The sequence below is a fragment of the Nocardioides pacificus genome (assembly GCF_054775955.1).
Genome location: NZ_BAAHCI010000015.1, coordinates 659,502 through 680,597, shown reverse-complemented (window position 1 = coordinate 680,597; position 21,096 = coordinate 659,502). Strand labels below are relative to the sequence as shown.

Annotated in this window: 20 protein-coding genes and 1 pseudogene; 11 read left to right on the top strand and 10 right to left on the bottom strand. The window is 72.3% G+C overall.

Annotated features, from left to right (window positions below; all coding sequences use genetic code 11):
* The first annotated feature begins 15 nt into the window (after positions 1 to 15).
* The 3 genes from ACYU7L_RS21730 to ACYU7L_RS21720 are packed head-to-tail and all read left to right on the top strand — an operon-like array spanning position 16 to position 3,772.
* Entirely contained in the window at positions 16 to 828 is an 813-nt protein-coding gene (locus ACYU7L_RS21730) for an oxamate carbamoyltransferase subunit AllH family protein (protein WP_460800962.1), read from the top strand.
* Positions 825 to 2,321 carry an FdrA family protein gene (locus tag ACYU7L_RS21725; protein ID WP_460800960.1) on the top strand — a complete coding sequence of 499 codons (1,497 nt, stop codon included), beginning with the start codon at positions 825 to 827 and terminating at the stop codon, positions 2,319 to 2,321. The genes ACYU7L_RS21730 and ACYU7L_RS21725 overlap by 4 nt, the downstream gene beginning before the upstream one ends.
* Entirely contained in the window at positions 2,318 to 3,772 is a 1,455-nt protein-coding gene (locus ACYU7L_RS21720) for a YlbE family protein (protein WP_460800958.1), read from the top strand. Before ACYU7L_RS21725 ends, ACYU7L_RS21720 begins: the two co-directional genes overlap by 4 nt.
* Positions 3,773 to 3,841: 69 nt before the next feature.
* On the opposite strand, the gene ACYU7L_RS21715 is transcribed toward ACYU7L_RS21720, so the two are convergent.
* From ACYU7L_RS21715 to moeZ, 4 genes are all read right to left on the bottom strand, one after another.
* On the bottom strand, positions 3,842 to 4,168 hold the full coding sequence (locus ACYU7L_RS21715; protein ID WP_460800956.1) for an MGMT family protein: 327 nt from the start codon (positions 4,166 to 4,168) through the stop codon (positions 3,842 to 3,844).
* Between the two features lie 9 nt (positions 4,169 to 4,177).
* On the bottom strand, positions 4,178 to 5,041 hold the full coding sequence (locus ACYU7L_RS21710; protein ID WP_460800953.1) for a hypothetical protein: 864 nt from the start codon (positions 5,039 to 5,041) through the stop codon (positions 4,178 to 4,180).
* A 42-nt stretch (positions 5,042 to 5,083) separates the two neighbouring features.
* A complete protein-coding gene (locus tag ACYU7L_RS21705; RefSeq protein WP_460800951.1) occupies positions 5,084 to 5,983 on the bottom strand; it encodes a serine protease family protein in 900 nt (299 codons plus the stop codon).
* 123 nt (positions 5,984 to 6,106) lie between these two features.
* Positions 6,107 to 7,324, bottom strand: coding sequence for an adenylyltransferase/sulfurtransferase MoeZ (gene moeZ / locus ACYU7L_RS21700; RefSeq protein ID WP_460800949.1), 1,218 nt, complete (start codon positions 7,322 to 7,324; stop codon positions 6,107 to 6,109).
* Positions 7,325 to 7,554: 230 nt separating this feature from the next.
* On the opposite strand from moeZ, the gene ACYU7L_RS21695 reads away from it, so the two are divergent.
* Entirely contained in the window at positions 7,555 to 8,142 is a 588-nt protein-coding gene (locus ACYU7L_RS21695) for a TetR/AcrR family transcriptional regulator (protein WP_460801738.1), read from the top strand.
* A gap of 56 nt (positions 8,143 to 8,198) precedes the next feature.
* On the top strand, positions 8,199 to 8,420 hold the full coding sequence (locus ACYU7L_RS21690) for a DUF3107 domain-containing protein (RefSeq protein ID WP_460800946.1): 222 nt from the start codon (positions 8,199 to 8,201) through the stop codon (positions 8,418 to 8,420).
* A gap of 105 nt (positions 8,421 to 8,525) precedes the next feature.
* On the opposite strand, the gene ACYU7L_RS21685 is transcribed toward ACYU7L_RS21690, so the two are convergent.
* Positions 8,526 to 9,230 carry a ferritin-like fold-containing protein gene (locus ACYU7L_RS21685; protein ID WP_460800944.1) on the bottom strand — a complete coding sequence of 235 codons (705 nt, stop codon included), beginning with the start codon at positions 9,228 to 9,230 and terminating at the stop codon, positions 8,526 to 8,528.
* Positions 9,231 to 9,533: 303 nt separating this feature from the next.
* Here ACYU7L_RS21685 and ACYU7L_RS21680 point away from each other — a divergent pair, with 303 nt between their 5' ends.
* Positions 9,534 to 11,024 carry a DEAD/DEAH box helicase gene (locus tag ACYU7L_RS21680; RefSeq protein ID WP_460800942.1) on the top strand — a complete coding sequence of 497 codons (1,491 nt, stop codon included), beginning with the start codon at positions 9,534 to 9,536 and terminating at the stop codon, positions 11,022 to 11,024.
* An 81-nt stretch (positions 11,025 to 11,105) separates the two neighbouring features.
* On the opposite strand, the gene ACYU7L_RS21675 is transcribed toward ACYU7L_RS21680, so the two are convergent.
* On the bottom strand, positions 11,106 to 11,822 hold the full coding sequence (locus ACYU7L_RS21675; protein WP_460800939.1) for a L,D-transpeptidase: 717 nt from the start codon (positions 11,820 to 11,822) through the stop codon (positions 11,106 to 11,108).
* Between the two features lie 4 nt (positions 11,823 to 11,826).
* Complete coding sequence (locus tag ACYU7L_RS21670; RefSeq protein ID WP_460800937.1) at positions 11,827 to 12,621, bottom strand: ParA family protein; 795 nt, start codon at positions 12,619 to 12,621, stop codon at positions 11,827 to 11,829.
* 59 nt (positions 12,622 to 12,680) lie between these two features.
* Here ACYU7L_RS21670 and ACYU7L_RS21665 point away from each other — a divergent pair, with 59 nt between their 5' ends.
* A complete protein-coding gene (locus tag ACYU7L_RS21665) occupies positions 12,681 to 13,547 on the top strand; it encodes an SDR family NAD(P)-dependent oxidoreductase (protein WP_460800935.1) in 867 nt (288 codons plus the stop codon).
* On the opposite strand, the gene ACYU7L_RS21660 is transcribed toward ACYU7L_RS21665, so the two are convergent.
* Positions 13,544 to 14,164 carry a MarC family protein gene (locus ACYU7L_RS21660; protein ID WP_460800933.1) on the bottom strand — a complete coding sequence of 207 codons (621 nt, stop codon included), beginning with the start codon at positions 14,162 to 14,164 and terminating at the stop codon, positions 13,544 to 13,546. The genes ACYU7L_RS21665 and ACYU7L_RS21660 overlap by 4 nt on opposite strands.
* Positions 14,161 to 15,069, bottom strand: a complete 909-nt coding sequence (locus ACYU7L_RS21655; RefSeq protein WP_460800931.1) for a PHP domain-containing protein — start codon at positions 15,067 to 15,069, stop codon at positions 14,161 to 14,163. Before ACYU7L_RS21655 ends, ACYU7L_RS21660 begins: the two co-directional genes overlap by 4 nt.
* Positions 15,070 to 15,246: 177 nt before the next feature.
* On the opposite strand from ACYU7L_RS21655, the gene ACYU7L_RS21650 reads away from it, so the two are divergent.
* From ACYU7L_RS21650 to ACYU7L_RS21635, 4 genes and pseudogenes are all read left to right on the top strand, one after another.
* The gene (locus tag ACYU7L_RS21650; RefSeq protein ID WP_460800929.1) at positions 15,247 to 16,836 is read left to right on the top strand and encodes a sensor histidine kinase; all 1,590 of its coding nucleotides are present in this window, start codon (positions 15,247 to 15,249) and stop codon (positions 16,834 to 16,836) included.
* Entirely contained in the window at positions 16,818 to 17,510 is a 693-nt protein-coding gene (locus ACYU7L_RS21645; RefSeq protein ID WP_460800927.1) for a LuxR C-terminal-related transcriptional regulator, read from the top strand. The genes ACYU7L_RS21650 and ACYU7L_RS21645 overlap by 19 nt, the downstream gene beginning before the upstream one ends.
* Before the next feature lie 135 nt (positions 17,511 to 17,645).
* On the top strand, positions 17,646 to 19,202 hold the full coding sequence (locus ACYU7L_RS21640) for a sugar transferase (protein ID WP_460800923.1): 1,557 nt from the start codon (positions 17,646 to 17,648) through the stop codon (positions 19,200 to 19,202).
* A 423-nt stretch (positions 19,203 to 19,625) separates the two neighbouring features.
* Positions 19,626 to 20,354, top strand: a pseudogene (locus tag ACYU7L_RS21635) (AfsR/SARP family transcriptional regulator); the annotation flags it as partial.
* A 90-nt stretch (positions 20,355 to 20,444) separates the two neighbouring features.
* On the opposite strand, the gene ACYU7L_RS21630 reads toward ACYU7L_RS21635, so the two are convergent.
* The gene (locus ACYU7L_RS21630) at positions 20,445 to 21,080 is read right to left on the bottom strand and encodes a DUF6758 family protein (RefSeq protein WP_460800920.1); all 636 of its coding nucleotides are present in this window, start codon (positions 21,078 to 21,080) and stop codon (positions 20,445 to 20,447) included.
* Between the last annotated feature and the right edge of the window lie 16 nt (positions 21,081 to 21,096).

Below are 21,096 nucleotides of genomic sequence, written 5' to 3'. Positions count from 1 at the left end.
ACTAGCGTCGAACAGGTGAAACCCCTCGCTCTCGCCGTGGCAGCCCCCGAAAGGGTGCGGCTGCTGCTTGCCGTGAGCGACGGGCCGGCGCCGATCGTGCACCGCGGCCTCCATGCCGTGTACGTCGAGCTCGCCGGGCGCTGCGTCGGCGTCGTGTCCACCGGCGCGAGCGCCGTCCCCTGCGCCATGCGGGTCTCCGCCTCCGATGTGCGCGGGCTCTCCGAGGCACGCTCGGCGTGGCTGGCCTACGGCGCGCTCCGCTTCGACGACACGGTGCTGCGGGTGGGTCGGGTGCTGGACGTGGCCGCGCCTGCGGTCGATGCGGCGACCGTCGCCCACCTGGCCGAGCACCTCCGCCCGACCGATGTCGATCACGTGCGTCGTGCCCTCCCCGAGCGTGCGCTCGCCGACCTCGCCGCCGGCGACCCGCTCGCCGTACCGGCTCTGGTCGGTCTGGGAGACGGTCTCACCCCGCTCGGTGACGACGTCCTCTGCGGGTGGCTCGCGCTGCGCCATGCCGCCGGCGCGCCGGTCGCCGCCGTCGAGACCGCTGTCCGCGACTGCCTCGGGCGCACCACGCTCCTCTCCGCGACGCTGCTCGACTGCGCGGCCCAGGGCGAGGTCGTCCCCGAGTTCGCCGCCCTGCTGCGCGCCGCCGACCGGCGCGACGAGACCGGGCTCGGGACCGCCGCGGCGGCCCTGACCCGCGTCGGCCACACCTCCGGCGCCGGCCTGCTGCTCGGGGCGTCGCTGGCGGCCCACTCTCTTTCCACGCGATCCACTCGAACGAACCCCACCAGAATCTCCGAAGGGAGACGTTGCGCATGACCACCAGCTCTGTGGAGCCGAACGCACCTCACGTCGAGCTCAGGCGAGGCGCCTACGCGGACTCGGTCACCCTGCTCCAGGTGAGCCGGACCGTCGCCGCGATCGACGGGGTCGCCGCCGCTCAGGTCGCCATGGCGACCGCCCTCAACCTCGAGGTCCTCGAGCAGATGGGCTTCTCGGTGCCCTCCGACGCCACCGGGAACGACATGGTCGTCGCGATCCGGCTGGCGACCGACGCCGCCGAGGGCGCGCTCGAGGGCGCGCTCGCCGGTGTCGACGCCGCCCTGGCCGCCTCCTCGCGATCCTCGTCCTCGGAGGCCAGCGAGCTCGCCGCGCCGCGCACGACGCGCAGCGCCCTGCGCCGAAGCGGCACCGGTGACGAGGTCGTGCTGATCTCCGTGCCGGGCTCGGCCGCCCTGGTCGAGGCGATGGACGCCCTCGACGCCGGCCGCGACGTGATGATCTTCAGCGACAACGTCCCGCTCGACCACGAGCTGGCGCTCAAGAACACCGCGACCGAGCGGGGTCTGCTCGTGATGGGCCCCGACTGCGGAACGGCGCTCGTCGGCGGCCTCGGCCTCGGCTTCGCCAACATCACCGCGCCCGGACCGGTCGGCATCGTCGCCGCCTCCGGCACCGGCTGCCAGCAGCTGCTGGCGCTCTTCGACCACGCGGGCGTGGGAGTCACCTCCGCCCTCGGCGTCGGCGGCCGCGACCTGTCCACCGACGTGGGCGGCCTCTCCACCCGCACGGCGCTGCGCCGTCTCGACGAGGACCCGGCGGTCGAGATGATCGTGCTGGTCTCCAAGCCCCCGGCCCCCGAGGTGGCCGCCGCGATCACCGAGTTCGCCGCGACCCTGTCCACCCCGGTGGAGCTGGCGCTGCTCGGCGACGGTCAGCCCGACCTCACCGCCGCGGCCGAGCGGGTGCTCACCCGGCTCGGGCACGCCGTACCCACCTGGCCGACGTGGGGCGACCCGGCGATGGTGCCGTCCGGCCCGCTCCTGCGCGGGCTCTTCGCCGGCGGCACGCTGTGCGACGAGGCGATGCTGATCGCCACCGCCGAGCTCGGACCGATCCGAAGCAACATCCCCTTCTCCCCCGATCTCGCGCTGGGCTCGGACCTCACGGCCGACACCCACCTGATGATCGACTTCGGCGACGACGGCCTCACCCAGGGCCGGGCGCACCCGATGATCGACCCGACGCTGCGCCTGGAGCACCTCGCCCGGGCCGCGGCCGACCCGCGCACCGGCGTGCTCCTGCTCGACGTGGTGCTCGGTCACGGCGCCGAGGCCGACCCGGCCACCGCGCTCGCGCCGGCCATCTCCGAGCTCGGCAAGCCCGTCGTGATCGCCCTCGTGGGCACCGCCCTCGACCCGCAGGAGCTCGAGCGCCAGGCCGCGACGCTGGCCGCCGCCGGCGCCGAGGTCCACCTGTCCAACGCCGCCGCGGCCCGCCGCGCGGTCGAGCTGATCGGAGCCGCCCGATGACCACCTCTCCCTCCACCACCAGCACCCCGACCACCAGCACTCCGACCACCAGCACTCCGGGGCACGTCGTCGGCGCCGGCGTCGACCTCTTCGCCGACGCCGTCGCTGCCCAGGCCGTCCCGGTCAGCCGGGTCGACTGGCGCCCGCCGATGCCGGGCACCGAGGCCGACCTCGCCACGGTCGCCGCCGACCCGCTGCGCCACGCCGCCAACCAGAAGGCGCTGGCGGCGATGTTCGCCGTCCAGGCCGTGCTGGTCGACGTCGCCCCCGCCTCCGAGGTGCTCGGCCTGGAGCCCGGCGACTTCCTGCACGCCGGTCCGCCGATCGGCTGGGACACCGCCTCCGGCCCGCTGCGCGGGGCCCTGATGGGCGCCGCCGCGCTCGAGGGCCTCGTCGACGACCCGGAGGACGCGGTCGCGCTCTTCGAGTCCGGCAAGGGCTACACCCTCGGCCCGTGCCACCACCGTGACGCGGTCGGCCCGATGGCCGGCCTGGTCTCCCCCTCGATGTGGATGTTCGTGCTCGAGGACCCCGCCACCGGCAAGCGCACCTACTGCTCGCTCAACGAGGGCCTGGGCAAGGTGCTGCGCTACGGCGCCTACGGTCCCGACGTGCTCGAGCGGCTGCGCTGGATGTCGGGCGTGCTCGGCCCGCTGCTGCAGAAGGCGGTGCGCAGCACCGTCGACTCCAGCGGTCCCGTCGACGTGACCGGCATCCTCACCCAGATGCTGCAGATGGGCGACGAGGCCCACAACCGCAACCGCGCCGGAACGCTGATGATGATGCGCGACCTGGCGCCGGCGATGGTCGAGTCGGGCTTCCTGAACTCCGACATCGCGGACTCGCTGCGCTTCATCGGCGGCAACGACCACTTCTTCCTCAACCTCGCGATGCCGGCCTGCAAGCTGGCCCTCGACGCCGCCCGCGGCATCGACGGCTCGACGATGGTCGTGGCGATGGCCCGCAACGGCACGGAGTTCGGCATCCAGACCGCCGGCACCGGCGACGAGTGGTTCACCGGTCCCGCGCAGGTGGCCGACGGGCTCTACCTGGGCGATTACGGCCCCGACGACGCCAACCCCGACATCGGCGACTCCGCCATCACCGAGACCGCCGGCATCGGCGGCTTCGCGATGGCCACCGCCCCCGCGATCGTGCGACTCGTCGGCGGCACCGTCCCCGACGCGCTGGCCACCACCCGCCGGATGCACGAGATCTGCCTGGGCGAGAGCCCGCGCTGGTCGGTGCCGGTGCTGGAGTTCCAGGGCGTCCCCAGCGGGATCGACGTCACCTCGGTCTGCCGCACCGGCATCCTGCCCCAGATCAACACGGGCATGGCCGGCGCCAAGGCCGGTGTCGGCCAGGTCGGCGCCGGGCTGGTCAACCCGCCCGAGGAGATCTTCCCGAAGGCGCTGGCCGCCCTCGCGCGTCGTACCCGCGAGCGCGCCTGAGCCAGCACCGCCACGAGCCCCCGGCCGGATCCCTCTCGGATCCCGGCCGGGGGCTCGCGTCGTTCTCGCTCAGGCTGGGTCGGCTGGGTGCCAGAACGCCTGACGCAGGTCGATGCGGCCCGAGGGGCGCAGCGCGGTCCCCTCCTCCAGGTAGTGCTCGAGGGCCCGGCCCTCGTGGCACGCCGGCAGCGACCCGTCGGCGCGCACGACCCGCCACCACGGCACCGGCCCGCCGTACGACGCCATCACCGCGCCGACGGTGCGCGGCCCGCCGCCGCCCAGCTCGGCACCGACGACCTCCGCGATCGCGCCGTACGTCGTGACGCGCCCGCGCGGGACCCGCTCGACGCAGGTCAGCACCCGCTCGGCGTACAGCTCGGGGTCGATCCTGCTCATCCGCCCACGCTAGGGGGTGGGGGCGAAGGGCTCTGTCCCCGGGACCAGACGCAGGCCCTTGATCCCTGAGTGGCGCTGGGCGAAGCGCAGCTGGCGGCGCAGGTCGCCCAGGCCGTTGGAGGCGGGCAGCGGAGCCAGCGCGAGGGTGGAGAGGGTGGCGAAGGCCCGCCCGCGCGAGTCCAGGAAGCCGCTGCCGGAGTCACCGGGGATGCCCGGCGTCAGCGTGTAGGCGTCCCAGCCCCAGCCGCCGTAGGTCGACCCGAGCGACAGCCCGATCTTGGGGGAGAGCACCGTCGTGGGGCGCAGGCTCGACTGGCCCCACGAATAGACCACTCCCCCGGCCGGCTCCCCGTCGGCGTCGAGACCGACGGGCCCGCCCCAGAACGGAACGGACGGGTTGACCTTGTGCCGGTGCCTCGCACCGACCCGCACCAGGGCGAAGTCGTTGGCCGCGCACACGCGCGCGTCAGCGGTCCGCCGCTTCGCCATCGTGAGCCAGGAGCTGTAGACCAGCCGCCCGGCCCCCACCGTGGTCCCCTCGGCGTAGGGCGTGACGCCCCGCGCGAAGCGGACCGGTGTGCCGAGCGGCTGCGAGGCGGTCGAGCACCCGTCGGTGTCGGTGGCCTCACCCCGCCCGGCACAGTGAGCGGCATAGCCGACGAAGACGCGGCCGCGCCGGTCGGTGAAGACGAAGTTGCCCGTGCACTGGGCTCCCCGGGTGAGCATCTGCACGCCGGGGTGGATGGTCGCACGTTGCGCGGGCGCCCAGTCGCCGCTGGCGGCGGCTCGTGCGCCTGTCGAGGCCGTTCCCGCCCCGTGACCGGGAACGACGCTCGCCCAGCTCAGCAGCGCGGTCCCCAGGAGGACGCCCACGCAACGCAGCATCGACTTCTCGCTCTCGAGTCCTGGGTCGACTCAGAGGATCGGCGAGAAGGCCTCGGTGCCCGGCACCAGCGCGAGCCCGGCGATGCCGGAGTGCTGCTGGGCGTAGGCGAGCTCGTGTGCCAGGTCGCCCACGCCGTTGGAGGCGGGGAGCGGCGCCAGCGCCAGCGTCGACAGCGTGCCCAGCGCGTTGCCCTCGGCGTCGAGGAAGCCGGACCCTGAGTCTCCGGGCACGCCCGGCGTCATCGTGTAGACCGAGTGGCTCCAACCGTTGCCGGTCGCGCCCAGGCTGAGCCCGACCTTGGGCGACAGGAGCTCGATGCCACCACGCAGGCTGGAGTTGCCGAACGAGTAGACCTTGTCGCCCGCCGCGCTGCCGCCCGAGCTGACCGCCACGGGGCCACCCCAGAAGGGCACGGACGGGTTCACCTTGCTCACGTCTGCGGCGTCGACCTTGACCAGCGCGAAGTCGTTGTAGGCACAGGTGTCCGCATCGCTCTCGCCGCGCTCCTGCATGGTGTTCCAGCTGCTGTAGGCGAGCGTGCCCCCACCGACCGTGGTGCCGGCGCCCAGCAGCGAGCCGCCCTCGACGAAGTCGACCTTGGTGCCCAGCGGGAGCGACGCCGCGTCGCAGCCGTTGGTGTCGGTCGCCTCACCCAGCCCGGCGCAGTGCGCCGCGTAGCCGACGTACGTCGCGCCCGAGCCGTCGGTGAACACGAAGTTGCCGGTGCACTGGGCGCCCTCGGTGTACATCTGCACGCCCGGGTGGATCGCGGCGGAGTCGGCTGGCGCCCAGGTCGGCGCGGCGGACTTCTTGGGCGCGGCGGCGGCGGGCGGGGCAGTGACGAGGGCCGCGGCCAGGGCGGCAGCGCCGGCGAGGCCGACCACCGAGCGGGCGGTACGGCGGGCGGGGAGGGAGCGCAGGGACGTCATCGAGGGGCCTTTCGGGGGGTTCGGCCGGCACCCGAGCGCGCCGGCGCTTGTGACTCCCCTCTCAACGACGACGGCCCACCCGGGTTACGAGAACCGGGGTGGGCCGTGCGGTCGTGCGGTGGCTCAGTACGACGGCTGGCTGGGGTCGATCTGGTTGACCCAGGCCACGACGCCGCCACCGACGTGGACGGCGTCGGCATAGCCGGCGCCCTTCACGATCGCCAGCGTCTCGGCCGAGCGGACGCCGCTCTTGCAGTGCATGACGACCTGCTTGTCGGCCGGGAGCCTCTCGAGGGCGGAGCCGTTGAGGAAGTCGCCCTTGGGGATCAGCACCGAGCCCGGGATCTTGTTGATCTCGTACTCGTTGGGCTCGCGTACGTCGACCAGGACGAAGTCCCGCTCGCCGCTCTCGCGCTCCTTGAGCATCGTCTCGAGCTGGGTCACCGAGATCGTCGAGCCGGCGGCGGCCTCGGCGGCCTCGTCGGAGACCGCGCCGCAGAACGCCTCGTAGTCGATCAGCTCGGTCACCGTCGGGTTGTCACCGCACAGCGCGCACTTGGGGTCCTTGCGCACCCGCAGCTTGCGGTACTCCATCTCGAGGGCGTCGTAGATCATCAGCTTGCCGACGATCGGGTCGCCGATGCCGGTGAGCAGCTTGATCGCCTCGTTGACCTGGATCGAGCCGATCGACGCGCACAGCACGCCCAGCACGCCGCCCTCGGCGCAGGAGGGGACCATGCCCGGCGGGGGCGGCTCGGGGTAGAGGCAGCGGTAGCAGGGCGCCTCGGCGCTCTCGCCGTTCTCCTTCTCCGCGTGCGGCCAGAAGACCGACGCCTGGCCGTCGAAGCGATAGATCGAGCCCCACACGTAGGGGATCTTCAGGAAGTACGCCGCGTCGTTGACCATGTAGCGCGTCGCGAAGTTGTCGGTGCCGTCGACGATCAGGTCGTAGCCCTCGAAGACCGCCATGACGTTGTCGTTGTCGAGCCGCTCGCCGTGCACGACCACGTCGACGTAGGGGTTGGCCTCCTTGATGGAGTCGCGCGCGGACTCCGCCTTGGGGCGCCCGATGTCGGACTGGCCGTGGATGATCTGGCGCTGCAGGTTGGACTCGTCGACCTCGTCGAACTCGGCGATGCCGATCGTTCCGACGCCGGCGGCGGCCAGGTAGAGCAGGGCGGGGCTGCCCAGTCCGCCCGCCCCGATGACCAGGACCTTGGCGTTCTTGAGCCGCTTCTGCCCGGTCATCCCGACGTCCGGGATGATCAGGTGGCGGCTGTAGCGACGTACCTCGTCGATGGTCAGCTCGGCGGCCGGCTCCACGAGCGCGGGAAAGGACACGGCGTTAACTCCTCAGGGCGGACGATCGATGGTCCCGGCACAACACCGGCAACCCGTCTCATGTTCCCGCCCGACGGGGCCGCGACGCGCGGCATCCCGTCATCCGGACGGGGGTTACGGACCGGTAGGCTGCGCGCACAACGTGGGGCACAGACCCGCACCGGCCGAGGAGCACCGAGTTGACCGCTGACCAGTACGACGTGGACCGTCCGCGCCCTCGCGGCGCCCGGATGCCACGCCGTGAGCGTCGTGCCCAGCTGCTCGACTCCGCGCTCGAGGTCTTCGTCGCCCAGGGTTACCACGCGGCGGCGATGGACGACATCGCCGAGCGGGCCGGGGTCTCCAAGCCAGTGCTCTACCAGCACTTCCCGGGCAAGATGGAGCTCTACCTGGCGCTGCTCGACACCTCCTGCGACGCGATCATCGAGAACTGCCGGCTGGCCCTGCTGTCCACCGAGGACAACAAGCACCGCGTGCAGGCCGCGATCAACGTCTTCTACGACTACGTCGCCGGCGAGAGCGGCGCCTTCCGGCTGGTCTTCGAGTCCGACCTCACCAACGAGCCCGCCGTGCGCGAGCACGTGGAGCGGGTGACCACGGAGACCGCCGCGATGATCGCCGATGTCATCCATGACGACACCAGCCTGAGCGAGACCCAGTCGCGACTGCTGGCCGTCTCGCTGGTGGGAATGGCACAGGTCAGCGCGCGGTTCTGGCTCTCGGAGGCGTCCGGCATCACCCAGGACGACGCGGCCGCCCTGGTGGCCGGCCTGGCCTGGCGCGGCATCCGCGGCTACCCGCGCGCCGAGGACAGTTGAACGCCCACCCCGTAGCCTCAACCACACCGCAGCACCGAGAACTTCAGGAGGAGACCGTGGAGGTCAAGATCGGCATCCAGAACGCGCCGCGCGAGCTGCTCGTCGAGAGCGACGAGAGCGCCGAGGCAGTCGAGAAGCTGGTCGCCGAGGCGGTCAGTGGTGAGAGTGTCCTCGCCCTCACCGACAGCCGCGGCCGGCGCGTGCTCGTGCCCGGCTCCCGGATCGCCTACGTCGAGCTCGGCAACCCGAGCGCCAAGCAGGTCGGCTTCCGCAGCTGACCCGTCAGAAGATCGCGCTGACCCGGCGCAACATGCGACCTGACCCGTCAGAGACTCTCACCGAGGTGTGAGCTTCTGACGGGTCAGTCGCACTTTTCTGACGGGTCAGCTGTCGAGGCCGAGGTCGCCCATGCGCTGGTCGTGGCGGTCGGTCATCCGGGTGAACATCCGTCCGATCGCCGCGAGGTCGAGGCCGGGACGGTCGACGCCGCCGGCCAGCAGCGCGGAGAGCGCGTCGCGCTCGGCGACGACCCGCTGCGCCTGGGAGAGGGCCTCCCCCATCAGCCGGCGGCCCCACAGGGCAAGCCGTCCGCCGAGACGCGAGTCCTGGGCGATCCCGGCTCGGACCCGGTCCACCACGAAGTCGGAGTGGCCGGTGCTGCTCAGCGACGAGATCACCAGCTCCCGGGTCTCGGTGTCGACGAACGCCGCGATCTCGCGGTAGAAGTCGGCGGCGAGCCCGTCCCCGACGTACGCCTTGATCAGGCCCTCGAACCAGTCGGCGGGGGCGGTGTGCTCGTGGAAGGAGTCGATGGGCGTCCGGAACGGCGCCATCGCGTCGAACGGGTCCGCCCCCAGCTCCAGCAGGCGCTCGCGCAGCGGCTCGACGTGGTTGAGCTCGGTCGCGGCCATCGCGGCCAGGGCGTACTTGTCCTCCAGCGTGGGAGCGAGCTTGGCGTCCTCGGCGAGCCGCTCGAAGGCGGAGATCTCCCCGTAGGCGATCGCCCCGAGGAGGTCGACGACGGCTGCACGGTACTGCGGGTCCTGGGAGGCCAGAGGGACGTCCGGCCAGACCGGCGATTCAGTCATGCTCGCACCCTACCGATACAGTAGCCCCATCGAGCGCCGCCCACCGGGTCTACCGAGGCGGCCCGCGACCGGCGAGACGGTCCGCACTGTCCCTGACAGGTCCCCCAGCGACCGACACCGCCGAGTATGTGCGCGGCAGGCCCTGTCGAGACGAATTCGATCCCCTTTCGATGAGTCAGCCGCTCAGAAGCCACTCACGAAAGCGAAGAGACACTGACTACCTTCCGAGAGCTCGGGGTCCATCCCGAGATTTGCGAGGCGCTCGAGCGCGCCGGCATCACCACCCCCTTCGCCATCCAGGAGATGACGCTGTCGGTCGCCCTGATGGGCACCGACCTGATCGGCCAGGCCCGCACGGGCACCGGCAAGACCCTCGCCTTCGGCATCCCGGTGCTGCAGCGCAGCGTCTCGCCCAAGGACCCCGACTACGCCCAGCTCCCCCAGGGCAAGCCGCAGGCCCTGATCGTCGCCCCCACCCGTGAGCTGGCGCTCCAGGTGTCCAACGACCTCCACCTCGCCAGCAAGGACCGCGGCCTGCGCGTCCTCACGGTGTACGGCGGCGTCGGCTACGACACCCAGCTCGAGGCTCTCGAGGCGGGCGTGGACATCGTCGTCGGCACCCCGGGCCGGCTCAACGACCTGGCCAACCGCAAGGCCCTCGACCTCTCGCACGTGCACGCGCTCGTGCTCGACGAGGCCGACGAGATGCTGGACCTGGGCTTCCTGCCCGACGTGGAGCGCCTGCTGCGCGAGACGCCCGAGACCCGGCAGACGATGCTGTTCTCCGCGACGATGCCCGCCGCGATCGTCGCGCTGGCGCGCACCCACATGCGCCACCCGATGAACATCCGCGCCGAGTCGTCCTACGACACGACGCTGGTCCCCGCCACGGCTCAGTTCATCTACCAGGCGCACGACCTGGACAAGCCCGAGATCATCGGCCGCATCCTGCAGGCCGAGGGTGCGGGCAAGGTCATCGTGTTCACGCGCACCAAGCGCCAGGCCCAGCGTGTCGCCGACGACCTCGCCGAGCGCGGCTTCTCGGCCAGTCCCCTGCACGGCGACATGGCCCAGGTGGCCCGCGAGAAGGCGCTGGCGAAGTTCCGCGAGGACAAGATCCGCGTCCTGGTCGCCACCGACGTCGCCGCCCGCGGCATCGACGTCGCCGGCGTCTCGCACGTCATCAACTACACCTGCCCCGAGGACGACAAGACCTACGTCCACCGGATCGGCCGCACAGGTCGCGCCGGCGCCACGGGCATCGCGGTCACGTTCGTCGACTGGGGCGACGTGCACCGCTGGAAGATGATCAACAAGGCGCTCGACCTGCCCTTCGACGAGCCGCAGGAGACCTACTCGACCTCCGAGCACCTCTTCCACGACATGGGCATCGCTCCGGGCACCAAGGGCCGGATCGTCGACCCCGCCCCGCAGCCCCCGCGCGAGCGCTCCGAGCGTCCCGAGCGCGGTGGCCGCTCCGGCGGCGGGCGCCCCGAGCGCGGCGGTCGCTCCGAGCGTGGCGACCAGGGCGACGCCCCCCGTGAGGGTGATCGTCCCTCCCGCAACCGCAACCGTCGGCGCACCCGCAGTGGCGAGGCGGCGTCCGGAGGCTCCGGCGCCGAGGGCGCTGCGAGCACGGCTACGACGAGCACGGGCACGACGAGCACCGGTACGACGAGCAAGGCGGCGCCCGTGGCGGCGTCAGGTGACGACGACATGCGCCCCAGCCGCAACCGGCGCCGTCGCCGCACCGGCGGCGCGCGCGAGGCTGGCGAGAGCCCGACCTCCGACTGACCCGGATCTGCCGACGGCCCGCCGCCCCACCGGGGTGGCGGGCCGTCGTCGTCGCCCGTTCGCTCTTCCCGCGGGCGCCCCTCAGGCGGTGACGACGACGGTCGTGCCGACGGGAGCGAACTCCCACAGCGCGATGGCGTCACTGCGCCGCTGCCGGATGCAGCCGTGGGACAGCGGCGTGCCGAGCTGACGGAACGTCTGAACCCGCCTGCCGTCCTGCTCGGGAATGTCGTGGAAGCCGATCGCGGCGTTCTCGCCCCGGGTGAACCGGACGAAGTAGCGCATCGTCCCCGAGTCGTCGATGCCCCAGGCCTGCTCCGAGCGGGAGTAGACCTCGAACGTGCCGGGGTCGAGGTTGTCGTAGACGCTCCCCGACACCAGGTAGGTGCGCTGCACCCGGCCCCGGTCGCCGACGAGCCAGACCCGCTGGCGCGACTCGCTGAACACCACGCGGCGCCCCTCTCCGGAGTCGGCGGGGAGCGAGACGTCGTCACGGAGCACGGCGCTGCTGGCCACGGCCCCCTCGAGGACGCCTGCCACGGCGGATCTCAGGTCGGGGCCGTTCGTGGTCCGGGCTGCGTCCGCCGAGGCGTCGTCCGGCGGGGGCGACGACTCCCTCTCCCCCAGGGTGTTCCCCGCGATGTCCGCCGCCGCGGAGCGCGGCGGGTAGTCGTCGGAGGGCGAGGGCAGCACGCCGACGCCACCGAGCACGGCGACCGCGGTGATGCTCAGCGAGCAGGCGGCCAGCCCGATCCGCCCGTAGCGCGGACGGGTCCTGGCCTGGCGATGACGACCCACCGCCTCAGCCCTTCGACCTGACCCGCGGGCGCTCGGCGCGCACGACCAGGGCCGCCGCCACCTCGCGGTAGGCGCGCGCACCCTTGTTGGACCGGCTGGTCGCGAGGATCGAGCGGCCGGCCGCGGGCGCCTCGGCGAACTTGATGGTCTTCGGGATCGCCGGTTCGAGCACCTCGAGGTCGTAGGTCTCGGAGATCGTCTCCAGGACCGTGCGCGCGTGGTTGGTGCGTCCGTCGTACAGCGTCGGCAGCACGCCCCACACCTCGAGCTTGCGGTTGGTGAAGCGGCGTACGTCGTGGACGGTGTCGAGCAGTTGGCCGACGCCTCGGTGCGAGAGCGTCTCGCACTGCAGCGGGATCAGCACGCCACGGGCCGCGGTGAGCGCGGCGACCGTGAGCACGCCCAGGGAGGGCGGGCAGTCGAGCAGCACCCAGTCATAGCCGGCCTCGGCCTCGTCGAGCTCCTCCAGGACGCCCTTGAGCACGTGCTCGCGCCCTGTGCGGGTGAGCAGATCGGCCTCGGCCCGGGCCAACTCGATGGTGGCCGGCAGGAGGTCGATCCCCTCGTCGGTGGTCACGATGACCTCGGCGGGGTCGAGCCCCTGGGTCAGCACGTGGTGGACCGAGAGCTCGAGGTCCTCGGGGTCGATGCCGAGCGAGAAGGTGAGGCACGCCTGCGGGTCGAGATCCACCAGCAGCACCGAGTGGCCCAGCTCGGCCAGCGCGGCACCGAGCGAGGCGACGGTGGTGGTCTTCGCGACGCCGCCCTTCTGGTTGGCGACCGCCAGTGTCGTGGTCATCGCGCCCCATCATGCCCGACGCGCTTGCTCGCCGGCTGCAGACCCTGTTGGCTCCTGCCATGTCTTTTCCTCTGCGCCCCCACCTGAGCCCCGTCCTGGGGTCCGTCCTGGGGTACCTCGGCGGTCCGGCGGCCGACCCGATCCCCGTGGGCACCGCCCTCATCACCGGCCCCACCGCGGGCATCGGGCATGCCTTCGCACGCCAGCTCGCCGGTCGCGGGCACTCCCTCGTCCTCGTCGCCCGCGACCGCGACCGGCTCGAGACGGTGGCCGCCGGACTGCGCGCGTCGTACGGCGTGGAGGTCGAGGTGCTGCCCGCCGACCTGGCCGATCGCGAGCAGCTCGCGCGGGTCGAGGCGCGGGTGGCCGATCGGGAGCGCCCGGTGGACCTGCTCGTCAACAACGCCGGGTTCGGGCTCAAGGAGCGGTTCTTGACCAACAGCGTCGAGGACGAGCAGCGCATGCACGACGTGCTCGTCACCGCGGTGCTCCGGCTGACCCACGCGGCCCTGGGCCCGATGACCGAGCGCGGCCGGGGCGCGGTGCTCAACGTGTCGAGCGTGGCCGCCTTCCTGCCGCGCGGGACCTACAGTGCGGCGAAGGCGTGGGTGAACAGCTTCAGCACCTGGGCGGCCAACGAGTACCGCGACCAGGGGGTGCGGGTGATGGCGCTGTGCCCGGGGTTCGTGAAGACCGAGTTCCACGAGCGGATGGACGTCTCGCGCGAGTCGGCGCCGTCGTTCCTGTGGCTGGAGGCCGACGACCTGGTGCGCGAGGCGCTCGCCGACCTGGACCGCGGTGTGGTGATGTCGGTGCCGAGCAAGCGCTACAAGGCGATCGTGACCGGGGCGCGCGTCGTCCCGGGGCCGCTTCTCCAGCGCGCCCAGTCACTGGGTCGCCGAGGCGGGAGAGGCGACGGGGACTAGCCCTCGCCGGCCACGAAGGCCCGGACCGCGTCCGCGACCAGCTGGACGGCGATGGCGGAGAGCAGCAGTCCGGCGATCCGGCTGATCAGCAGGACACCGCTGTCCTTGATCACCCGCAGGATCGGCAGCGAGAAGCGCATGGCGCCCCACAGGAACAGGTGGACGCCGATGACACCGGCGCTGACCGCCAGGAGGTCCGCGCTGCCATCGATCTGCTCGACGAACAGCATGGTCGCCACGATGGCTCCCGGGCCGGCCATCAGTGGCGTGCCGAGCGGGACGAGGGCGACGTTGGTGCCCGTGGTCGCCGTCGGCTCCTTGTCCTGCTTGCCTGTGAGCAGCTCGAGCGCGACCAGGAGCAGGAGCAGACCGCCGGCGCACTGCAGCGCGGCCAGTGAGATGTGCAGATAGCTCAGGATCTGCTGCCCGAAGAGCGCGAACGCGACGATGACCGAGAACGAGACCGCGACGGCCTGCCAGGCCGCGCGCCTGGCTGTGTCCGCGGCGCGCCCCGAGGTCAGCGACAGGAAGATCGGCACGGTGCCGATCGGGTCCATGATCACGAACAGGGTCACGAAGACCTCGGTGACCAGGACCAGGCTGATCCAGTCGTTCACGGCGCCACGACCGGCTGCGCGCCCCGTCCGGCGCGGGCCGCGGAGGCCGCCGCCAGCTCGAGGAGGCGGGCGAGCTCGTCCGGGTGCGTGGTGTTGCAGCCGAGGTCGTGGTCGATCTTGCCCGTGCCGTGATAGTCGCTGGACCCCGTCATCAGCAGACCCAGATTGCGCGCGATGGCGCGCAGCCGCTCGCGCTCGCTCGGGTCGTGGTCCTGGTGGTCGACCTCGATCCCGGATAGACCGATGCCCTGCAGTCGCGCCAGCTCTTCCTCCCCCAGCCCCTCGGGACGATGGCGCCCCCACGGATGGGCGATGACGGCGACCCCACCAGCCTCCACCACGAGACGCACCATGTCGTCCAGGGAGGCGGCGTAGCGGTCGACGTAGGCCGGTCGCCCCGGGTTGAGGAAGGTCCGGAACGCCTCGGTGCGATCGGCGACGACGCCGAGGTCGACCAGGGCGTCGGCGATGTGGGGACGCCCCATCGCTGCTGTCGGACCGGCGAGCAGCGCCACCCGGTCGTGCTCCAGCTCGATGCCCAGTCCGGCGAGCGCGGCCAGGATCGCCGGCACGCGGTCGTTGCGGCCGTCCAGGACACGGACGAGGGCAGCGGCCAGGGGCGGGTACGTCGGGTCGGGCAGGTAGGCGAGCAGGTGGACCCCGCGCCGGCGCTGTCGCGGCCCGGTCCCAGGCTCCGCCTCGAGCTGGGTGCTGATCTCCATCCCCGGCACCAGCGTCAGTCCCAGCTCTCGGGCCGTCTGCTCGGCCTCGGCCCAGCCGGCCGCGGTGTCGTGGTCGGTCAGGGCGACGACGTCGAGACCGGCGGCGGCCGCGGCGCGCATCACGTCGGCGGGCGGCTCCGTCCCGTCGCTGACCTGCGAGTGGGTGTGGAGGTCGATGCGCACGGCGCTCAGCGTAGCCGCGCGAGCAGATCTCCACCGACTCGACACAGCCGCCCCTCACCCCGACAACGACACGCAGAGTTCTAGACCGCTTCTGAGCGGAAACGACGCAGATTTTGCGGTCATTTCACGTTCGGTTGAGTAAAACCGTCCCTACTTGTGGTGAGAAGGGGGGACCTCATGAACCTACAGAACGCGGCCAGAGGGTCCGAGATGATCACGGCGCAGGCCCGCCGAGGCACGGGGCATTTCACGCTCCTGTTCCTGGGGGTCGTGCTCGCGCCACCCCTGGTCACCTCCCTGGTGCTGCTGAGCGACGGTGCCCCGTTCGCCTCCGTGCAGGTGATCAGCCGGGCGCTCGGCCAGGTCCTCCTGGGCGCCGCGGGTGTGGCCCTCTACCTCCACTGGCGGCTCGGGAAGCGCGACGTCAGCGGCTGGCTGGCGGCCGCGGTCTTCGCGGCGGCGACCTACGGGATCCCGTTCGCGCTGCTGGATCTCGCCAGTGCCCGGACGTCGGCGACCCTCACCCTGCCCGGCACGGCCGACCTGCTCAGTTCCCTGGCCTCGCTGACCCTCGTCCTGGCGGCGGCACGTCGGGTCCGCGTCCCCGTCTGGCTCGACCCCCTGGCCCTGGGCATGGTGCTCGGGCTCGGGACAGTGGTGCTCCATGTCATCCTGATCTCGGTAGCCGGCGGCATCCAGACGTACCCCGGGTCCTCGCCGATGTTCCAGGCCGCCACGATGGTGGTGGGCCTCGCCATGGCCGCCTCGCTGGCGACGATGCGGGGTCTGCCCCGGTTGGCGCGAGCCCAGCTCAGCATCGGTGTGGGCTTCATGGTCGTGACCGGCACGCTGGCCCCGTCCGTCGGAGGCGGCCCGGTGCTCGGACTCCCGCTCGCCGTACTCCACATCGGCGGAGCCGCCCTCGGCGCCTGGACCGCCGTGACGCTCTGCCGGACCCTGCCCGGCCTGGGCGGGTCGCCGCAGGTCGCGTCCTTCACGCCCCAACGCAGCCTGCCGACCCTCGACTGGGGAGCCGCCCTGGCGGCCGAGGTCCGACACTACGAGGAGACCATGCACGAGCTCCGCTCGACGGTCGCCGGCCTGTCGGCCGCGTCACGCATCCTGCACGACGCGCAGTACGTCGTCCCCGCCGCGGACCGGGCCCGACTCGAGCGGATGCAGGCCGAGGAGATGGCACGTCTGGAGCGGCTCCTCGCCGGGGAGGCCGACGAGCCGCTGCGGGCCGTCGAGCTGGACGACGTCGTCCAACCGGTCGTCACCTCGGTGCGCGCCCGGGGTCACCAGGTCCGGTGCGAGGCGTCGGGGGTGCACGCCCTGGGCCGTCCCGACCACATCGCCGAGGCGGTACACATCCTGCTCGACAACGCGGCGCGACACAGCAGCGGCTCGGGGGTCAGCCTCGAGATCACCACCGTCGACCACCTGGCTCGGATCACGGTGAGCGACGACGGTCCAGGTGTTCCCGACCACCTGGCCGACGCGATCTTCGAGTGGGGCACCCAGCGACCCGACTCCCGGGGACGCGGTATCGGCCTCCACATCGCCCGCCGCCTCGTCGGTGAGCTCGGCGGCACCCTCGAGCTCGATCGCAACCACGGTCCTCGCGGCGCGGCGTTCGTCATCGACCTGCCGCTCATCACCCAGCCGCTCATCACCCCGCCGCTCATCACCCAGCCGAACGGTCCCCGACCGCACGACCCCCGGCAACTCATCACGCAGGAGGCACCATGTCACGCCGCGCACTGACCCGAGTGGTCCTTGTCGAGGACCACCAGCTCTTCGCCGAGTCTCTCGACGTGGCCATGACCATCGAGGGCTACGACGTACGACGGATCGCACCGCCGGACTCCTCAGCCCACGCCCACTCCCTGCTTCCGGCGATCCTGCGCGCGCAGCCCCGCATCGTGCTCCTCGACCTCGACCTCGGCCGAGCCGGCAGCGCCATCCCGCTGATCGAGCCGCTCGTCCGCGCCGGGGTCGCCGTCGTCGTGGTGACGGGCAGCCAGGACAAGGTGCGCTGGGGTGAGTGCCTGCGCCACGGTGCTCGGATCGTCCTCAGCAAGACCGCGCCCCTCAACCGGATCCTCGCCACCGTGCGGCTGATCAACGAGGGGCGATCCGTGCTCTCCCACAGCGAGCGCGAGGAGCTGCTGCGTCTGTTCCACAGCGAGCGCCAGGACGTGCAGGAGATCCGTCGGCGCCTCGACACGCTGACACCGCGGGAGTCGGAGATCCTCGGGCGTCTGATGGCCGGCAACAACGTGCGCGACATCGCAGCCAGCTCGGTGGTCTCGGAGGCCACAGTGCGCACGCAGGTGAAGTCCATCCTGGCCAAGCTGGGGGTCTCCTCGCAGCTGGCAGCCGTCGGGATCGCCCACCGGGCGCACTGGGAGGTGCCCGCCTGGCGCGCCGGCGCCTGAATGCCCAGATTGCGGCATGCGTCACCGCAGCACCCTTCCTAGGGTCAGAGACAGCGTTTCCCCGGAAGCGCAGCACCTGGAAGGAGCCTGGCCGATGACCTTTCTGACACCCGCTCTCACCGGGGACCACGCGCCATGAGCACGGTGCCTCTGGGCGCCCCGGGGAGCACCCCTGGCGCGGTGGGCAGGCAAGGGGCGCTCGTGGCGCTGCCCGGCGCCGGCCGTCCGGCCACCGCCGCACGGCGCATCACCGGAGCCGCTGCCGCGGGCCTCCGGGCCGACACCTGGCTGGGTGGCCGTTGGCTCGGTGCCACCTGTGACGTCGCAGCCGCGACCGCGGGGCTCATGCTGGTCCGAGGCACGCCGTCCGTCGGTCTGCTGGACGGGCTCGTGCTGGCGGTCGTGTGGACGCTGCTGCTCGGAGCCGCCCGGGTCCACGAGACCCGCGGGACGAGGTTCGGCCTGGAGGACGTCCGCCGTGTCGGTCGGGCAGGCGTCGCCCTGGCCCTGCTCGGGTGGGCCGGACTGGCGCTCCTCCCCCAGGCATCCCCCGGCGCCGCACCATCGGCCGATGCGCTCTCGCTGGCCATCGCCACGACGGCCCTGACCGTGGCCACGCGAGCTGTCGTCATCCGCGGAGTCGCACCCCGGCTGCCCCGTCTCAGCGGCGGGCGCACCCGCGTCGTCGTGGCGGGTCATCCGGGCGACGTCGGACAGGTCCTCGCCGCGCTGCGCCGTACTCACGGCCACGGCTTCGAGGTCGTGGCAGCCTGTGTCACCCCGAGCCCACACCGCGACTCTCGAGACCGGTTCGCGGACGCGGACCGCGACGCGGAGTGGGGAGTGCCCGTCATCGACGGTCTTGACGACCTCGACGACGCCGTCTCGGCTCACCGCGCCCAGGGCGTCATCGTGCTGCCCTGCCCGCAGCTGGGCGCCGCGACCGTGCGCCGGCTCGGCTGGAAGCTCGAGGCCGCGGGTCGTCACCTGTTCATCGGCCCCGGACTGGTCGACGTCGAGGTCTCCCGGACCACCCTGGCGCCCGCGGGCGGAATCCCGCTCGTGCACGTGCGCCCCGCAGACCTCCACGGCGTACGACGCCTGGTCAAGGGGTGCCTCGACCGGCTGGTCGCCGCCGCCGCCCTGGTGCTGCTGGCTCCGCTGCTCCTCGGGCTCGCCCTCGCGGTCAGGGCCGACTCCCCCGGCCCCGCCTTGTTCCGGCAGGTGCGCATCGGACGCAGTGGCCGTCCGTTCCGGATGCTCAAGCTGCGCACGATGAGCACGGACGCCGAAGTCCGCCTCCACGGCCTGCGGGACGACGACGAGGGCGCCGGCCTGCTCTTCAAGATGCGGACGGATCCCCGGGTCACGCGGGTCGGCCGCGTCCTGCGCACCTATTCGCTCGATGAGCTGCCCCAGCTGGTCAACGTGGTGCGTGGCGAGATGTCGCTGGTCGGTCCGCGGCCGTCGCTGCCACAGGAGGCCGCTGCCTACGACGGCGACACCCACCGTCGGCTCGCCGTCAAGCCGGGCCTGACCGGGCTGTGGCAGGTCTCGGGGCGCTCCGACCTCCCGTGGGAGGAGGCCGTTCGGCTGGACCTCAGCTATGTCGAGAACTGGTCCTTGGCACTGGACGCGCGGATCGTCTGGCGGACGCTCGGCGCGGTGCTGTCCCACCGCGGCGCGTACTGAGCCGATGAGCCACCCGCGGCCCAGAACCCCTGTATTGGGGATGCCCGGCGGCTCTCAGTCGATGATCGTGGTCATGTCGGGCTCGGGCACGACGCAGTGCCCCGGCTCACCAGCCGTGCCGCTCGGGGTCGCGCGGGCCACGTCACCTCCAGGCCGCTCCGGCGGCCAGATGGCAGACGCTCGTGCACCCCGACGTCCGCCTGTCCCGTCCCCCGACGGGCGGTCACAGCGACACCCAACGGCTGGTGAGCCGGCCACTCATGGGCTGGCTGACGGCCGACCCAGGCTGCAGTCCGAGCCGGACTGCTCCCGACCACGCGACAGAGCTAGGCGCAGGAGGTTACCGTGACAGTGGCATCCCATCCGACGCTTCGTCTCGGGCCCCGTCGCGTCGGGTTGAGCGAGGAGGAACGAGGGGCGCAGATGCACCGTGAGCCGTGGGTCCGGGTCTTCGTGCTCGGCGACTTCGTGGTGCTCCGGCATGACGGTACGTCGATCCCCGAACATGAGTGGCGCACCGGCAAGAACCGGGATCTACTGCGGCTGCTCGCGCTGCAGAACGGCTCCCCGGTGCGGGTAGCAGGCATCATCGACAAGCTCTGGCCCGACGTCCCCGAGGACCGAGCCCGGGCCAGCCTGCGGACGGCGGTCAGCCACCTGCGTCGGGTCCTGGGCCCGCAGTGCATCAGTCGCCGGGACGCGGGACTCGTGCTCGCCCACGCCTGGGTCGACGCCGCCGCCTTCGAGACCCGGGCCACGCAGGTGCACGCCGCCTGGCGTGAGGGGGACTTCGAGACCGCTCTGGCCCTGGCCGAGGCCGCCGAGCACCTCTATGCCGACGACTTCCGCGCCTCCAACGACGACAGCGACTGGGCGGCGCGGGCCCGTGCCGGGCTCGTGAGGCGGCGCCATGACCTGTTGGTGGACGCAGCCGAGGCGGCCCTCGAGCTGGGTCGGTTCCGCCATGCACTGGACCATGCCCGCGCAGCCGTCATCCTCGACGCCACCGCCGAGCGCGCTCAGCGTGCGCTGATGCGCGCCCACGCCGAGCTGGGCGAGGTGGGCAGTGCCCTGCGCGTCTTCGAGGTCTATCGCACCAGCCTCGCCGAGGAGCTCGGCATCGATCCCTCCCCTCAGACCCTCGACTTGCACGTCCAGCTGCTGCGGGGCGCCGGCATGACGAGCCCCGCGGCGACTCCTCCACGACCCCCAGGCCCCGACAGCCGGCCTCGGACCGCACCGTCACAGGACCGGTCGCCGTCCTCCGTAGGGGAGATCGACCAGGGGCGCACCGACCCCGGACACGTCGTGGAGCAGCCAGTCTCCCCGCAGGAGCAGCAGCGCGGACGCGGGGTGCACGATGATCCACAACCACCGTCCCCCCGCCTCTCCGACGAGAACCGAGCGGTCGACTTCACTGGTCCCCGGCCCCGCCGGCACCCACCACAGCGGGACGGACTGTGAGTCGACCCGGACCCGGGTGATCGGCGGTCCCTCGCCCACGTTCGGCCCCGGGTCGTGGCCGGGCATTCCCGCACACCGGGCACCCAGGCCGACTCCCGCCTCCTCGGCGACCACGTAGAGGTCCACCGGCCCGTCCGGCTCGCTGCTGCCCGAGCAGCACATGAGCGTCGCCAGGACCCGCTCGGTCGACTCCGAGACGACCCCGAAGTCCGTGATCGACCAACCGGGGCTCAGTGGCCACGACAGGTAGGTCGCGAACCCGTTCGCAAGGCGCAGGTGCGCCGTGAACGCGTCGTACGACACCTCGTGGGGGCGCCACAGGGGTGGAACCGGCCCGTGCTCCTCGCACGACCAGATGCCTTCCCGCTCCGACACCGGCAAGGCACATCGGGGACACGCGGCTGCGAGCGGCATGGACCTACGGTGCGCG

Coding starts and splice junctions, on each gene's coding strand:
- ACYU7L_RS21645 (WP_460800927.1), top strand. CDS start 16,818: ATGTCACGCCGCGCACTGACCCGAGTGGTCCTTGTCGAGGACCACCAG.
- ACYU7L_RS21695 (WP_460801738.1), top strand. CDS start 7,555: ATGCCACGCCGTGAGCGTCGTGCCCAGCTGCTCGACTCCGCGCTCGAG.
- ACYU7L_RS21680 (WP_460800942.1), top strand. CDS start 9,534: ATGACGCTGTCGGTCGCCCTGATGGGCACCGACCTGATCGGCCAGGCC.
- ACYU7L_RS21665 (WP_460800935.1), top strand. CDS start 12,681: ATGTCTTTTCCTCTGCGCCCCCACCTGAGCCCCGTCCTGGGGTCCGTC.
- ACYU7L_RS21670 (WP_460800937.1), bottom strand. CDS start 12,621: ATGACCACGACACTGGCGGTCGCCAACCAGAAGGGCGGCGTCGCGAAG.
- ACYU7L_RS21650 (WP_460800929.1), top strand. CDS start 15,247: ATGAACCTACAGAACGCGGCCAGAGGGTCCGAGATGATCACGGCGCAG.
- ACYU7L_RS21685 (WP_460800944.1), bottom strand. CDS start 9,230: ATGACTGAATCGCCGGTCTGGCCGGACGTCCCTCTGGCCTCCCAGGAC.
- ACYU7L_RS21705 (WP_460800951.1), bottom strand. CDS start 5,983: ATGACGTCCCTGCGCTCCCTCCCCGCCCGCCGTACCGCCCGCTCGGTG.
- ACYU7L_RS21720 (WP_460800958.1), top strand. CDS start 2,318: ATGACCACCTCTCCCTCCACCACCAGCACCCCGACCACCAGCACTCCG.
- ACYU7L_RS21630 (WP_460800920.1), bottom strand. CDS start 21,080: ATGCCGCTCGCAGCCGCGTGTCCCCGATGTGCCTTGCCGGTGTCGGAG.
- ACYU7L_RS21640 (WP_460800923.1), top strand. CDS start 17,646: ATGAGCACGGTGCCTCTGGGCGCCCCGGGGAGCACCCCTGGCGCGGTG.
- ACYU7L_RS21715 (WP_460800956.1), bottom strand. CDS start 4,168: ATGAGCAGGATCGACCCCGAGCTGTACGCCGAGCGGGTGCTGACCTGC.
- ACYU7L_RS21725 (WP_460800960.1), top strand. CDS start 825: ATGACCACCAGCTCTGTGGAGCCGAACGCACCTCACGTCGAGCTCAGG.